Here is a 14,229-nt window from a genome sequence, read left to right as displayed (position 1 = left end):
GTCCTTCCTGTAGTGGTTTTCTATGTTCGGGCGGCGTCCGCGGCGGCACGGATCGCCCCGATATTGGCCTGGTAGGCCTCGGTGGTTCCGCCTTTGAAGACGGCCGAGCCGGCGACCAGCACATTGGCGCCGGCGGCCGCCACCAGCGGCGCGGTCTCTGGCGTCACGCCGCCGTCGATCTCGATGTCGATCGGCCTGTCGCCGATCATCGCCTTGATGCGGGAGACCTTGTCGACCACGGAGGGAATGAACTTCTGGCCGCCGAAGCCGGGGTTGACCGTCATCAACAGGATCAGATCAACGCGGTCGAGCACATAGTCGAGCACGTTTTCGGGCGTCGACGGATTGAGCGACACGCCGGCCTTCTTGCCGAGATCGCGGATCGCCTGCAGCGAGCGGTCGAGATGCCTGGTGGCTTCGGCATGAACGGTGATGATGTCGCAACCGGCATCGGCGAACGCCGCCAGGAACGGATCGCACGGCTCGATCATCAGATGGCAGTCGAACACCTTGTCGGTGCGGTTGCGCACCGCCTTGATGATCGGCGGGCCGAAGGTGATGTTGGGCACGTAGTGGCCGTCCATCACGTCGAGATGGATCCAGTCGGCGCCGGCGGCGACGACGGCCTCGATCTCCTCTCCGAGCCGCGAGAAATCGGCCGAGAGGACCGAAGGCGCAATCAATGTCGATGTCATTTTCCAGTCTCCCGCGCGCTGTCGGGCACGCCCATGGTGAACACGCGGCTGACCTTGAGGTCGTCCGCCGTAATCGTCGAGAGGTCCTTGGCCGTGACCGGCGCATCCGATGTCGTAAACAGCCGGTTGGCCTGCCTCAGCCGCGCCCGGTCGAGCGCGTTGCGGATCGAGCGCGCATTGGCGAAATGCGGTTGCTTGCGCCTGAGCTCGACATATTTGCGCATCAGCTCGTGCGCCTCGTCGTCGAAGGCGTAGTTCTGCTGTGCGAGCATCCCGTCGGCAATGTCGACCAGTTCGTCCTCTGTGTAGTCGGGGAAATCGATGTGATGGGCGATGCGCGAGCGGAAACCGGGGTTGCTTTCGAAGAACTTGTCCATCCGGTCGGCATAGCCGGCGAGGATCACGACGAGGTCTTCGCGGTTGTTCTCCATCACCTGCAGCAGGATCTCGATCGCCTCCTGGCCATAGTCGCGCTCGTTGTCGGGGCGGTAGAGATAATAGGCCTCGTCGATGAACAGCACGCCGCCCATCGCCTTCTTGAGGATCTCCTTGGTCTTGGGCGCGGTGTGACCGATATACTGGCCGACCAGGTCGTCGCGCGTGACCGATACCAGATGGCCTTTGCGGACATAGCCGAGCCGGTGCAGGATATTGGCCATGCGCATCGCCACCGTGGTCTTGCCGGTGCCGGGATTGCCGGTGAAATTCATGTGCAGCGTCGGGGTCTCGTGGCTGAGCCCCATCGCCGCGCGCGCGCGCTCGACGATCAGCATCGCCGCGATTTCACGCAGCCGGAGCTTGACCGGCTTCAGGCCGATCAGTTCACGGTCGAGTTCGTCGAGCACCTCGGCCACGCCGGATTTCTCGTATTCCGCGCGCAGGTCGATGGCGGTCGGCAAGGCTTCCGCGTCGGTGGGCGTCTTCGGGTCGGCGGTCTCGGACATGATCGGTCTCCATCGGGATATCCGCCCGTCCGGCATGCGGACGGGCGGGTGTCATGAGGGGCACAGCGGCCGGGCTCAGCCGCGCGCGGTCTTCCAGGAGTAGTGCTGGCTGCGGCCGCGCGTGTCGGTGCGGGTCATGTCGAGCTTCGGCTCTTCCTTCGGCCGGTTGACGATGAAGCTCATCATCACCGTTTCGAAGCCGCGGGTGGAATCGAAGGCGTTGATGCGGATGTAGCTGTCGCCATGGGCCTTGCGGCAGTCGTCAAGCTCCATCATCGCGCCCTTCGGGTCCTTCAGGTCGAACATCGGATGACCCCACATTTCCCAATAGGTGTTCCGGGGATGCGGGTCGTCGGTATATTCGATGCCGACCGCCCATTCGCGGCTCAGGCAATATTCGATCTGGGCCGAGATCTGCTCGTCGGTCAGGTCGGGCAGGAAGGAAAAGCAGCCTTGGGTGATACGCATGTTTGATCTCCTCGATCTCGCTCACATGGAAACCGACGGGGTCGGCACGAAGTCCGAGGTGTCGGTCGAGGTGTAGTTGAAGGTGACGTTGCCCCAGGTTTCGAGCGCGGCTTCGAGCGGCTTGCACCACTTGGCGGCGGCGCGCAGGATTTCCGGGCCTTCATGGGCGATGTCGCGGCCTTCGTTGCGGGCAAGCACCATGGCTTCGAGCGCGACGCGGTTGGCCGTCGCCCCCGCCTGGATGCCCATCGGGTGGCCGATCGTGCCGCCGCCGAACTGCAGCACCACGTCGTCGCCGAAGAGATCGAGCAGCTGGTGCATCTGGCCGGCGTGAATGCCGCCCGAGGCCACCGGCATGACCTTGCGCAGATCGGCCCAGTCCTGCTCGAAGAAGATCCCGCGCTGCAGGTCCACTTCGTTGCGGTTCTCGCGGCAGACATTGTAGTAGCCCTGCACGGTCAGCGGATCGCCTTCGAGCTTGCCCACGGCGGTGCCGCAATGCAGGTGGTCGACGCCGGCGAGCCGGAGCCACTTGGCGATCACGCGGAACGAGATGCCGTGGTTCTTCTGGCGCGTATAGGTGCCGTGGCCGGCGCGGTGCATGTGCAGGATCATGTCGTTCTGGCGGCACCATTCGGAGATCGACTGGATCGCCGTCCAGCCGACGATCAGGTCGACCATGACGATGACGGAGCCGAGCTCCTTGGCGAATTCCGCGCGGCGGTACATTTCCTCCATCGTGCCAGCGGTGATGTTGAGGTAGTGGCCCTTCACCTCGCCGGTCTCGGCGGAGGCCTTGTTGACCGCTTCCATGCAGTAGAGGAACCGGTCGCGCCAGTGCATGAAGGCCTGCGAGTTGATGTTCTCGTCGTCCTTCATGAAGTCGAGCCCGCCCTTGAGACCCTCATAGACCACGCGCCCGTAGTTCTTGCCCGACAGGCCGAGCTTGGGCTTGGTGGTGGCGCCGAGCAGCGGCTTGCCGAACTTGTCGAGCCGTTCGCGCTCGACGACGATGCCAGTGGGCGGGCCCTTGAAGGTCTTGCAGTAGGCCACCGGGAACCGCATGTCCTCGAGCCGGGCCGCGCGGAGCGGCTTGAACGAGAACACGTTGCCGATGATCGAGGCCGTCAGGTTGGCGATCGAGCCTTCCTCGAACAGGATCAGGTCATAGGCGACATAGCAGAAATACTGGCCTTCCTGGCCGGGAACCGGATCGACCCGGTAGGCCTTGGCGCGGTACTGGTCGCAGGCGGTCAACCGGTCGGTCCAGACCACGGTCCAGGTGGCGGTGGAGCTTTCGCCGGCCACCGCAGCGGCCGCCTCGATCGGGTCGACGCCTTCCTGCGGCGTGATCCGGAACAGGGCGATCAGGTCGGTGTCCTTGGGTTCGTAGTCACCGTCCCAATAGCCCATCTGGGCGTATTTGAGCACGCCGGCCTTGTAGCGTTCCTTGCCCTTGATTTCGGTTTTTGCGTCCGTATTCATGGCGTTGACCTTTCTTCTTGAATCTCTGTGTCAGGCAGCCTTGGGGGCGGCGGTTTGCGGGTCCAGCGCACCGCTGGCGTAGCGGGCGGCCATGGCGTCCATGCCGATCACCTTGATCTTGGAGGCCTGGCCGGCGGTGCCGAAGGCTTCGAAGCGTTCGCGGCACAGGTCGCGCATGGCGTCCATGGCGGGCTTCAAGAACTTGCGCGGATCGAACTCGGCCGGCTTGGAGACCGCCATCTTGCGGAACTGCCCGGTCATCGCCATCCGGCAATCGGTGTCGATATTGACCTTGCGCACGCCGTGGCGGATGCCGCGCACGATCTCTTCCACCGGGACGCCGAAGGTCTGCGGCATCTCGCCGCCGAACTCGTTGATGATGTCCTGCAGCTCCTGCGGCACCGAGGAAGAGCCGTGCATGACCAGGTGGGTGTTGGGCAGCTTGCGGTGGATCTCCTCGATCACCTTCATGGCGAGGATGTCGCCGTCGGGCTTGCGCGAGAACTTGTAGGCGCCGTGCGAGGTGCCGCAGGCAATCGCCAGCGCGTCGACCTTGGTCCTGAGCACGAAGTCGACGGCCTGGTCGGGATCGGTGAGCAACTGGGAATGCGAGAGCTTGCCTTCGGCGCCCGACCCGTCCTCGGCTTCCGCCTCGCCGGTTTCGAGCGAGCCGAGCACGCCGAGTTCGCCTTCCACCGACGCGCCGACCCAGTGCGCCATCCGCGCCACCCGCTCGGTGATCGCGACATTGTACTCGTAGCTTGCCGGCGTTTTCATGTCGGCTTCGAGCGAGCCGTCCATCATCACCGAGGTGAAGCCGTGGCGGATCGCGGTCATGCAGGTGGCTTCGTTGTTGCCGTGGTCCTGGTGCATGCAGACCGGGTTGTCCGGATACATTTCCGCAAGCGCGTCGATCATCTTCGACAGCATGATGTCGCCGGCATAGGAGCGGGCGCCGCGCGAGGCCTGGATGATCACCGGCGCATCGCAGGCCTTGGCCGCTTCCATGATGGCAAGACCCTGCTCCATGTTGTTGATATTGAAGGCCGGCACGCCGTAGCCCTGTTCGGCGGCGTGATCGAGAAGTTGTCGAAGTGTGATGCGGGCCATGTAATTCCTCCTGTCAGGCTGACGGTGCGAGATCGGTTGTCGGTTCGGGAAGCAGCTTGGCGAGTTCCTGCACCCAGACGGCGGCAGGCTCGGGCATTCCTCCCGGAATGGAAAAGAAGTCCCCCAGCACGCTCAGCCGCATGGCGAAGGTGCGGGAATGGCGCTGGTATTCCGGGTGGAACCGGACATTCTCCAGAAGCGCGATGCTGCCGGCCGGCACCGCGGCGACGCCCGCTTCGGCAAGCGGGCCGACGCAGTCGCTGACGAAATGCACCGGCAGTCCGGTGATCGCCTCGAGCGTCGGCGCCTGGTGGCGCAGCGACATCACCGGATTGACGTCGCCGGCCGGATTGTCGTGGCCTGCGACCACGGCCACGCGCGCGCCGCGGCGCACGAGCGTCCTCAGATGGGCCGCAAAATCCTCGGTCCAGCCCTGGCTCAGGTCGGACCGTACCAGCACCGTGCGCCCTTCGAGATCCCGCTGATCGGTCATGACGCCCTTCCCCTTGCAAGCGTGACGGCCAGATCGGCGACACGGTCGGCGGTGATGCCGAAATGTTCGTAGAGTTCGGGCGCCGGTGCCGAGGCGCCGAAACCTTCCATGCCGACAAAGGCGCCGTTCGGGCCGATCCAGCGGTCCCAGCCCATCCGCGCCGCCGCCTCGATGGCGATCCGCGGGGCGGTGCCGAGCACGCCCGCGCGATAGGCCTCGTCCTGTGCCTCGAACTTCTCCCAGCACGGCATCGACACCACAGCGGCATGCAGCCCGTGGATCTGGGCGAGAAGGTCGGCCGCCTTGCGCGCGATCTCGACTTCGGAGCCGGTCGCAAGCAGCGTCACGTCACGCCTGCCCTCGGGGGCATGCAACACATAGGCGCCGCGGGCCGAGCAATTGTCGGCCGTCGCCGTCTCCCGCAGCATCGGCAGCCCCTGCCGCGACAGCGCCAGCACGCTCGGCGTCGCGCGGTCGCGCAGCGCCAGTTCCCAGCATTCGGCCGTCTCGATGATGTCGGCGGGCCGGAACACGTTGAGGTTCGGTGTGGCCCGGAGCATGGCCAGGTGCTCGACCGGCTGGTGCGTCGGACCATCCTCGCCAAGGCCGATGGAATCGTGGGTCAGCACATAGACCACTCCCTGCTCCATCAGGGCCGACAGCCGGATGCCGCCGCGGGCGTAATCCGAGAAGACCAGGAACGTGCCGCCATAGGGGATGAACCCGCCATGCAGCGAGATGCCGTTCATCACCGCGGCCATGGCATGTTCGCGGATGCCGAAATGGATGTAGCGGCCCTTGAACTTCTTCGGCGCGATCGAAACCGTCTGCGAGGTCTGCGTCAGGTTCGATCCGGTCAGGTCGGCGGAGCCGCCGACGGTGAGCGCGGTGGCGGCATTGATCACCTCGAGCGCCATCTGCGAGGCCTGGCGGGTGGCCACCTTGGTCGCCTTCTGCCGGTGCTCCTTGCGGAAGGCGGCGAGCTTGCGAAACACCGCTGCCGGCACTTCGCCCGCAACCATGCGATCGAAGGCGGCGGCGCTGCGGATGGTCGCGCGACGCTCCTGCCACAAAGCGCGTGCGGCCGCTCCGCGCGCCGCCACCGCTTCCCAGGCCTGCTTGATGCCGGCGGGAATGACGAAGGCTTCATGCGGCCAATCGAGTTCGATGCGGGCGCGGGCGATCTCGTCCTTGCCCAAGGGGGCGCCATGGGTCTTGTGCGATCCCTGCAGCGTCGGCGCACCCTTGCCGATCACCGTACGGCAGGCGATCAGCGACGGCTTTTTGCTCCCGCGCGCCTTTTCGATCGCCGCGGCGATCGCCTCTGGGTCGTGCCCGTCGACCGCCTGCACATCCCAGCCGGCGGCCCTGAAGCGCGCGGCCTGGTTCATCGAGGTGGCGAGCGAGGTGGCGCCATCGATGGAGATGTGGTTGTCGTCCCACAGCACGATCAGCTTCTTGAGCTTGAGGTGCCCGGCAAGATCGATCGCCTCGTGGCTGATGCCCTCCTGCAGGCAGCCGTCGCCGGCGATCACATAGGTGTGGTGATCGACGAGCTTGCGGCCGAAACGGGCGGCCCACATTTCCTCGGCAATCGCCATGCCGACCGCCGTGGTGATACCCTGGCCGAGCGGCCCGGTGGTGGTTTCAACCCCGAGCGTGTGGCCGTATTCCGGGTGGCCGGGCGTCTTCGACCCCAGTTGCCGGAAGTTCCGGACCTGATCGATCGGCATGTCGGCATAGCCGAGCAGATGATGGATCGCGTAGATCAGCATCGAGCCATGGCCCGCCGACAGCACAAAACGGTCGCGGTCGGGCCAGTCGGGCGTCGACGGGTCGATCTTGATGAAGCGGTTGAACAGCACGGCCGCGACATCGGCCATGCCCATCGGCATGCCGGGATGGCCGGAATTGGCGGCCTGCACCGCATCCATGGCGAGGAAGCGGATGGCATTGGCCATGTCGCGTTCGCTGGCCGCGTCCGAAGCGGCGATTGCTTGTTTCACGTTCATGATGGCCTCCTCAGGACATGCGACGCTTGCGCTCGACCAGCTTGTTGATCAGCGGCGTGAAAATCAGCTGCATGGCGAGATCGAGCTTGTCGCCGGGCACCACGATGGAGTTGGCGCGCGACATGTAGCTGTTGTGGATCATCGACAAGAGATAGGGGAAATCGATGCCGCGCGGATTGGCGAAGCGGATCACCAGGATCGATTCCGCGGGCGTCGGGATCCAGCGCGCGACGAAGGGGTTGGACGTGTCGACGATCGGCACCCGCTGGAAATTGATGTCGGTGAGCGAGAACTGCGGGCAGATGTAATGCACATAGTCGTGCATGCGCCTGAGGATGGTTTCGGTCACCGCCTCGGTGGAATAGCCGCGAGCGGCCTTGTCCCGGTGGATCTTCTGGATCCATTCGAGGTTGATCACCGGAACGACACCGATCTTCAGGTCGCAATGCTTGGCGAGGTTGACCTCGTCGGTGACGACGCAGCCATGCAGGCCTTCGTAGAACAGCACGTCCGTGCCGCCGAACTCTTCCCACTCGGTGAAGGTGCCGGGGGGCGAGCCGTAGCAGGCGGCTTCCTCCTCATCATGGATATAGTGCCGGGTACGGCCCTTGCCGCGCCGGCCATATTCCTCGAACACGCTTTCGAGGATCTTGAGCTCGTTGGCTTCCTGGTTGAAATGGGTGAAGTCGCGGCCCTGCGCCTTTTCCTCGGCGATCTTGGCCTTCATCGTGTGCCGGTCGAAGCGGTGGAACGCATCGCCCTCGATGAAGGAGGCCGTGACCTTTTCCCGGGCAAAGATCTTCTTGAATGTCTGCTCGACCGTCGTGGTGCCCGCGCCGGAAGAGCCCGTGATGGAAATGATGGGAAATTTAGCTGACATGATATCTCAAACCCTGAAAAGACCGCGATGACCGAACAAGGGCGAGCGCTCACTGATCATTTCGGGATCGACATGATAGCGGGCGACCCGCTCGACCTTTGACTTGGACCCGAAGATCAGCGGCACGCGCTGGTGCAGCGAGAGCGGCTTGATCTCGAGGATCCGGTTGACGGAATCGGTGGCGGCGCCGTGCGCCTGCTCCACCAGGAAGGCGATCGGATTGGCCTCGTAGACCAGCCGGATGCGGCCGGACCCGTAGCCCTTGCGCCGGTCCGCCGGATACAGGAACACTCCACCCCGGATCAGGATGCGGTAGCAATCGGCCACCAGCGACGCGATCCAGCGCATGTTGAAGTCCTTCTCGCGCGGGCCTTCCGCGCCGGCGAAGCAATCGTCGATATACTGCCGCACCGGTTCTTCCCAATGGCGGTAGTTCGACACGTTGATGGCGAATTCGGAGGCCTGCGGCGGAACCGAAACGGAATCATAGGCTTCGATGAAGTCGCCGTATTTGCTGGAATGGATGAAGATCCGCGTCCCCTGCCCCAGCGTCAGCACCAGCGCCAGTTGCGGCCCGTAGATGAAGAAGCCGGCGGCGAGTTGGTTGGTGCCCGGCTGCAGGAACGACAGGTCCGGCTCGGTCTTCGGGTCGCCGGTGACCGGCAGGATCGAGAAGATGGTGCCGATCGAGACATTGGTCTCGATGTTGGAGGAGCCGTCGAGCGGATCGATCGCCAGCGCCAGCGGCTTGTCCGGATCGATCAGGATCGCCCCGGTGTTTTCCTCCGACCCGTAGAGCGCGACGGGAACGTGGCGGATGGCCTCGAGAAAGAGGCTGTCGGCCACCACGTCAAGATCCTTCTGGATGTCGCCATCGGTGTTCTCGCTTCCGCGGGAGGAAGCGAAGCCCGCGTTCAGCGCGCCCTGGGTGGTGAGTTTCCGAACTTCGAGAGCAGCCTGCGCCAGCGCACCGATGGTGGCTGAGATGGCTTCGGCATGCGGTTTCTGGGCAAACGACCCGGATCGCAAAAAGGCTAGCAGCGATTGACCTGTCATGGGTGCAGTCCTCCGATGCACCCTGAATAAACCCAATCTGATGTTTGTAAATTTTAACTTATTGACAAAGATGATAAGTTTTTCTTACATCCTGCATGCTCAATATTTCGATCCGCCAGCTTCGAACCCTTCTCGCCGTCCACAAGCACGGCAAGATTTCGGCCGCCGCCAAGGCGCTTGGGCTCACCTCGCCCGCCGTCACGCTGCAGTTGCAACAGCTCGAGCAGGACCTCGGATGCCAGCTTTTCCTAAGGACCAAGACCGGTTCACAGCCGACGGAGATCGGCGAGATCGCGATCCAGACCGCGCGTCGGGTGATAAGCGAGCTGACCTCGTTCGAGGAAACCGTGCAGGCCCACAAGGGCGTGGCCGCGGGCACGATCCGGCTCGGCGTGGTCTCGACGGGGAAGTATTTCGCGCCGCGACTGATTGCCGCATTCACCGAGAAGCATCCCGGCGTGTCGATGACGCTGGTGGCGGCCAACCGCTCCGAGATCATCCAGAAGCTGCATGATCATGACATCGACGTCGCGCTGATGGGGCGGCCTCCGACCAGCTTCAAGGTTCACGCCGCGCTGTTCGGCGACCACCCGCTGGTGTTCATCGCCAATCCCGACCATCCGCTGGTGGGCCGGATCGACATCACCCGCGAGCAGCTGGCGTCGCAGAAATTCATCGTCCGCGAAAAGGGCTCGGGCACCCGCTCCTCCTTCGAGTTCTTCATGTCCGACAGTCTGGAGCGGCTGCGCACCCAGCCCACGGAGATGGATTCCAACGAAACCATCAAGCAGGCGGTGATTGCGGGGCTCGGCATCGCCTTCATCTCCGGCCACACGATCGAGCAGGAATGCCTGAGCGGCAAGCTCGTCATTCTCGACGTCGAGGACACCCCGATCCGGCGGCAATGGTTTTCGATCCGGCATTCGAGCCGGACATCCACGCCCGCGCTGCAGGCGCTCGACGACTTTTTGCGGATTCGTGGCCCGAGCCTGCTGCCGGTGATTTCCAAGCCCTATCCGGCGCCGCCCGCCTCGCCGTCGGCAATCCTCACCGCGCGCGGCTTCCCGGATTGATCCGGCCCGCGGCTCAGGCGATCGTGTCCGCCCGGCCGGCCTGACGCCCGGAGAAGATGCAGCCGCCCAGGAAACTGCCTTCGAGCGCGTTGTAGCCGTGATAGCCGCCGCCGCCAAAGCCCGCGACCTCGCCCGCGGCAAACAGCCCGGGGATGCGCTCGCCCTGGGCATTCATCACCTGCCCGTTCAGATCGGTCTCGAGACCGCCCAGCGTCTTGCGGGTGATGATGTTGAGCCTGATCGCAATCAGCGGCCCGTTTTCGCGATCGAGCAAGCGATGCGGCCTGGCCGTGCGCATCAGCCTGTCGCCGCGATAGGCGCGCGCCGCATGCACCGCCATCAGCTGCGCGTCCTTGGTGAAGGGATTGTCGATCTGGCTGTCGCGGGCGACGATCTGCGCGCGCAGCTTCTCCGCATCGATCCGCCCGCCGCCTTTCGCGTTCATGCCCGCAATCAGTTCGTCCAGGGTGTCGGCCACGACGAAATCCTCGCCATGGCGCTTGAAGGCCTCCACCGCCGGCGTCGCCTGCCGGTTGAGGAGCCGGTGGCGGATCACCTTGAGCCAGCTTTTGGAAGCGAGGTCCGGATTCTGTTCCGAGCCCGACAGCGCCACTTCCTTTTTCAGGATCTTCTGCGTCATCACGAACCAGGAATAGTCGAACCCCGTCGACAGGATCTCGCGCAGCGTCGCGAGCGTGTCGAACCCGGGCATTGCGGGCGGCCTGAGCCGGTTGCCGCGCGCATCGAACCACATCGCCGACGGCCCCGGCAGGATGCGGATGCCGTGAGCGGGCCAGATCGGGTCCCAGTTCTTCACGCCCTCCGTGTAGTGCCACATCCGGTCGGCATTGATCACCCGGCCGCCCGCGTCCTTCGCAATCGCCACCATGCGGCCGTCGACATGCGCAGGCACGCCCGAAATCATCTCGCGCGGCGGCTCGCCCAGCCGGTCGCGCGGCCAGGCCTTGCGCACCAGGTCGAGATTAAGGCGCCCCTGATCTCGCGGTTTGTTGCCCGGCCCCTCTCGGCCGCGTCCTCGGCGAGGATCTCTCCGGAAATGCCCCGGACCGCCTGGTTCTCGATGAGGATCCGGGAACAGCGGTGCCGAAATTTCAGCGCGATCCGACCCGCTTTCGCATGCTCTGTCACACGTGCCACGAAAGGCGCGATCACCCCCGGCCCCACGCCCCAGGTGAGATGGAAACGCGGCACCGAATTGCCATGGCCATCGGCGAAGCCGCCTCCGCGCTCGGCCCAACCGACCACCGGAAACCAGCGCATGCCCATGCCGTGGAGCCAGGGCCGCATCTCGCCGGCGGCAAAATCGATATAGGCTTCGGCCCAGTTCCGTGGCCAGAAATCCTCCTCGCGGTCGAACCGGGCCGAGCCCATCCAGTCGCCGAGCGCCAGATCGCGGCTGTCGCGAATGCCCATGCGTCGCTGCTCGGGCGTATCGACCAGGAACAATCCGCCCAGCGACCAGAACGCCTGCCCGCCGAGAAAGCCGGCCGGCTCCTGGTCGACCAGGATCACGCGCTTGCCGCGGTCCGCCAGCTCTGCCGCGGTGACAAGTCCTGCAAGCCCGCCGCCGACGACGATCACATCGCATGTCTCCATGCCGTCTCCTCCCCTCGTTTCTCTCGCCCTGCCGATTCTCCGATCGGTCGGGGCTGCGTCCCCGACGCATCTCCGCGGCCAGGCAGGCGCCCCACTCGCAAGGCGGCAAAGGCGTGCCGGCGACGGCGCGCAGCCTTGGCCTAAAGGCTTCTGAGCACCTGGTTGGCGGCAAAGGCCGCGCTATAGAACCCGGCCTTCAGGCCGCGCGCGGTTTCCGGCCGGACATCGGTGACCGGCATCAGGAGATCGGCCTCGCGGCCGCCCGCCAGCAGATCGGCCATGGCCTTGCCGAACACGGTGCCCGGGGCGATGCCGCGGCCGTTGTAGCCGATCGGCGTGTAGAGCCCCTCGTCGAGCCGGTGAATGCGCGGCAGATGATCGCCGGTCATGGCGATGCGGCCGTGCCAGGCCGTTTCGAACCTGACCGGGCCGAGATCGGGAAACAGCCGCGCCAGCTGTCGCGCCGCCCAGCGTTCGCTCAAGCCCTTCTCGCCGCCGATCACAGAGCCCATCGAGCCGATGATCAGCCGGTCCGCGGCGTCACGCCGGAGCGAGAACATGATCTGGCCGGTGTCCCAGATGCCCTGGCGTTCGGGCAGGATGCGGGCGACCCGCTCGCCCAGCGGCTCGGTCGCCACCTGGAAGAAATGGATCGGCACGAAGCTCTGCTTCAGGCCCGGCCACAGGTCGTCGGAATAGGCGTTGGTCGCGAGAATCACCGATTTCGCCCTGACCGTACCCTGCGCTGTTTCGAGCACCCAGCCTCCCGCCTGCTTGACGAGCGCCGTCACCGCCACCCCGGTGTGAATCCGCACCCCGGCCGCCTGGGCCGCGCGGGCAAGGCCGCGCACATAGCCCATCGGGTTGAGCGTGCCCGCACGAGCATCGAGAAGCCCGCCGTAAAACGCCTCCGAGCCGATCTTTTCCGTCGTCTCCTGGCGCGACAGAAGCCTGACCGGCGCGCCCAGCCGCGACCACTCCCCGGCCCGGCGTTCGAGATCCTTGAGACCCTTGGGCGAATGGGCGGCATGAATGGTGCCGCTGCGCGTCAGTTCGCAGCGGATCTGGTGCCGCTCGATCAACGACATCACGTAGCTCGGTCCCTCGCCCAAGATATCGACCAGCCTGGTGCCGTCGGCACTGCCGAGCCTGGCGCGCACATCCTGCGGCGGCAGCCACAGCCCGGCATTGAGAAGCCCGACATTGCGCCCCGAGCCGCCGAAGCCGATCTGCCGGGCTTCGAGCACGCAGCACGCGAGCCCCTGCTCGGCCGCATGCAGCGCGGTCGACAGCCCCGTATAGCCGCCGCCGACGATGGCCACATCGGTTACCACGTCGGCTTTCATCGGGGTGTGAAGATCTTGTTCCTGCGCGGTTTCATCCCACAAGGACAGCGTCGACGGGACGGGCATGTGACAAATTCCTTTAGCTGGCGGCGTCGCCTGAATGCCGGCATCAGCCGGTCGCGACAGCCAGAGTGTTGAAGCAAGACCGGCCCTGCGTCAATCGGCAGAAGCCCCCGGCCGCGGCGCCGTGCCGGGGAAGCCGGGGCTCACAGCTGGATCGCCTCGATGTCGTCCTCGATCCGCCACTGCACCTTGCCCGCGTCGAGAAAATCGATCGAATGCACCACGGTGCTGTGGGCGCCGAGGAAGCAGACATTGTAGTTCGGCGCGAGTTCGCCATAGCCCATGCGGTTGATCTCGCCGGAGAAATCCGGCCAGCAGGCGTGATTGGCCGAGCGCGGGGCGGAAAACGGGATGCCGGCCACCGCGCCGCTGAGCGTATAGTGGCAATGGCCGAAAAACAGATGCGCGACCGTGTCGTTGTAGCGCTTCAGCAACCCCTGCAGTTCGGCCTCGTTGAGAATGCCGATCACGTCGGCATTGGCGACATGCACCCTGACCGGGTTGTGATGCATGAACAGATAGGCGCGCCGCCCCCCGGCGCGCGCGCCGGCAAGCACCTTCTCGAGCCAGGCCATGCGCTGAGCGCAGTAGAGCCCGCCATGCCGGCCGGCATCCACCGTGTCCATGTAGACGAACAGGCCGGCGGGTGTGTCCTCGGTCCACTGGATGAAACCCGTCTCGTCGCGCTGCGCCCCCGGGAACACCGACGCGAACACCTCGCGGTCGTCGTGATTGCCGATCAGGAGCCGCGGCGCGAGCTTTCCCTTGAGCGAACTGGCCGCGAGAATGCGCTGAAGCTCGCGGTAGCTGTCCTCGCGCCCGACATGCGTCAGGTCGCCCGTGATCACCACCCGGTCGGCATCGTGGTCATGGGCTTCGACATAGGCGAGGCACGCCTTGAAATTGGCGATCGGATCCAGCCCGAGAATGGGATCGGGATGAATATGGATATCGGAAATATGGACGAGTTTCATCACACGCTCCCTT

General features: G+C 65.1%; 12 protein-coding genes and 1 pseudogene. 1 reads left to right on the top strand and 12 read right to left on the bottom strand.

The features are described from left to right. Positions 1 to 20 precede the first annotated feature (20 nt). The 9 genes from rpe to AWJ14_RS10295 all read right to left on the bottom strand — a co-directional run bounded on the left by rpe (position 21) and on the right by AWJ14_RS10295 (position 9,143). Complete coding sequence (rpe, locus tag AWJ14_RS10335; protein ID WP_066178145.1) at positions 21 to 695, bottom strand: ribulose-phosphate 3-epimerase; 675 nt, start codon at positions 693 to 695, stop codon at positions 21 to 23. Then, the gene (cbbX, locus tag AWJ14_RS10330; protein ID WP_066178143.1) at positions 692 to 1,639 is read right to left on the bottom strand and encodes a CbbX protein; all 948 of its coding nucleotides are present in this window, start codon (positions 1,637 to 1,639) and stop codon (positions 692 to 694) included. Before cbbX ends, rpe begins: the two co-directional genes overlap by 4 nt. Positions 1,640 to 1,714: 75 nt before the next feature. Then, entirely contained in the window at positions 1,715 to 2,107 is a 393-nt protein-coding gene (locus AWJ14_RS10325) for a ribulose bisphosphate carboxylase small subunit (RefSeq protein ID WP_066178139.1), read from the bottom strand. A 21-nt stretch (positions 2,108 to 2,128) separates the two neighbouring features. Continuing rightward, a complete protein-coding gene (locus AWJ14_RS10320; RefSeq protein WP_066178137.1) occupies positions 2,129 to 3,592 on the bottom strand; it encodes a form I ribulose bisphosphate carboxylase large subunit in 1,464 nt (487 codons plus the stop codon). Between the two features lie 30 nt (positions 3,593 to 3,622). Next, on the bottom strand, positions 3,623 to 4,702 hold the full coding sequence (fba, locus tag AWJ14_RS10315) for a class II fructose-bisphosphate aldolase (RefSeq protein WP_066178135.1): 1,080 nt from the start codon (positions 4,700 to 4,702) through the stop codon (positions 3,623 to 3,625). A gap of 13 nt (positions 4,703 to 4,715) precedes the next feature. Next, positions 4,716 to 5,195 (bottom strand): phosphoglycerate kinase, encoded by a 480-nt coding sequence (pgk, locus tag AWJ14_RS10310; RefSeq protein WP_066178131.1) that lies wholly within the window; start codon positions 5,193 to 5,195, stop codon positions 4,716 to 4,718. Further along, positions 5,192 to 7,207 carry a transketolase gene (gene tkt / locus AWJ14_RS10305; RefSeq protein ID WP_066178130.1) on the bottom strand — a complete coding sequence of 672 codons (2,016 nt, stop codon included), beginning with the start codon at positions 7,205 to 7,207 and terminating at the stop codon, positions 5,192 to 5,194. Before tkt ends, pgk begins: the two co-directional genes overlap by 4 nt. A 10-nt stretch (positions 7,208 to 7,217) precedes the next feature. Beyond that, positions 7,218 to 8,087, bottom strand: a complete 870-nt coding sequence (locus AWJ14_RS10300) for a phosphoribulokinase (RefSeq protein ID WP_066178129.1) — start codon at positions 8,085 to 8,087, stop codon at positions 7,218 to 7,220. A 6-nt stretch (positions 8,088 to 8,093) separates the two neighbouring features. Beyond that, a complete protein-coding gene (locus tag AWJ14_RS10295) occupies positions 8,094 to 9,143 on the bottom strand; it encodes a class 1 fructose-bisphosphatase (protein WP_066178127.1) in 1,050 nt (349 codons plus the stop codon). Between the two features lie 95 nt (positions 9,144 to 9,238). Between AWJ14_RS10295 and AWJ14_RS10290 the strand changes: the two genes are divergently transcribed. After that, positions 9,239 to 10,216 carry a LysR substrate-binding domain-containing protein gene (locus AWJ14_RS10290; RefSeq protein ID WP_066178124.1) on the top strand — a complete coding sequence of 326 codons (978 nt, stop codon included), beginning with the start codon at positions 9,239 to 9,241 and terminating at the stop codon, positions 10,214 to 10,216. A gap of 13 nt (positions 10,217 to 10,229) precedes the next feature. On the opposite strand, the pseudogene AWJ14_RS10285 reads toward AWJ14_RS10290, so the two are convergent. From AWJ14_RS10285 to AWJ14_RS10275, 3 genes and pseudogenes are all read right to left on the bottom strand, one after another. Beyond that, a pseudogene (locus AWJ14_RS10285) lies at positions 10,230 to 11,833 on the bottom strand (FAD-binding dehydrogenase). Positions 11,834 to 11,973: 140 nt separating this feature from the next. Beyond that, positions 11,974 to 13,245, bottom strand: coding sequence for an NAD(P)/FAD-dependent oxidoreductase (locus AWJ14_RS10280; RefSeq protein ID WP_066178122.1), 1,272 nt, complete (start codon positions 13,243 to 13,245; stop codon positions 11,974 to 11,976). 140 nt (positions 13,246 to 13,385) lie between these two features. Beyond that, on the bottom strand, positions 13,386 to 14,216 hold the full coding sequence (locus AWJ14_RS10275) for a metallophosphoesterase (RefSeq protein ID WP_066178120.1): 831 nt from the start codon (positions 14,214 to 14,216) through the stop codon (positions 13,386 to 13,388). Between the last annotated feature and the right edge of the window lie 13 nt (positions 14,217 to 14,229).

This window comes from Parahoeflea olei (genome assembly GCF_001703635.1).
In the GTDB taxonomy this organism is placed as follows: Bacteria; Pseudomonadota; Alphaproteobacteria; order Rhizobiales; family Rhizobiaceae; genus Hoeflea; species Hoeflea olei.
Note: the sequence above shows the minus strand (reverse complement) of the source record. Positions and strands in the feature narration are given on the sequence as shown.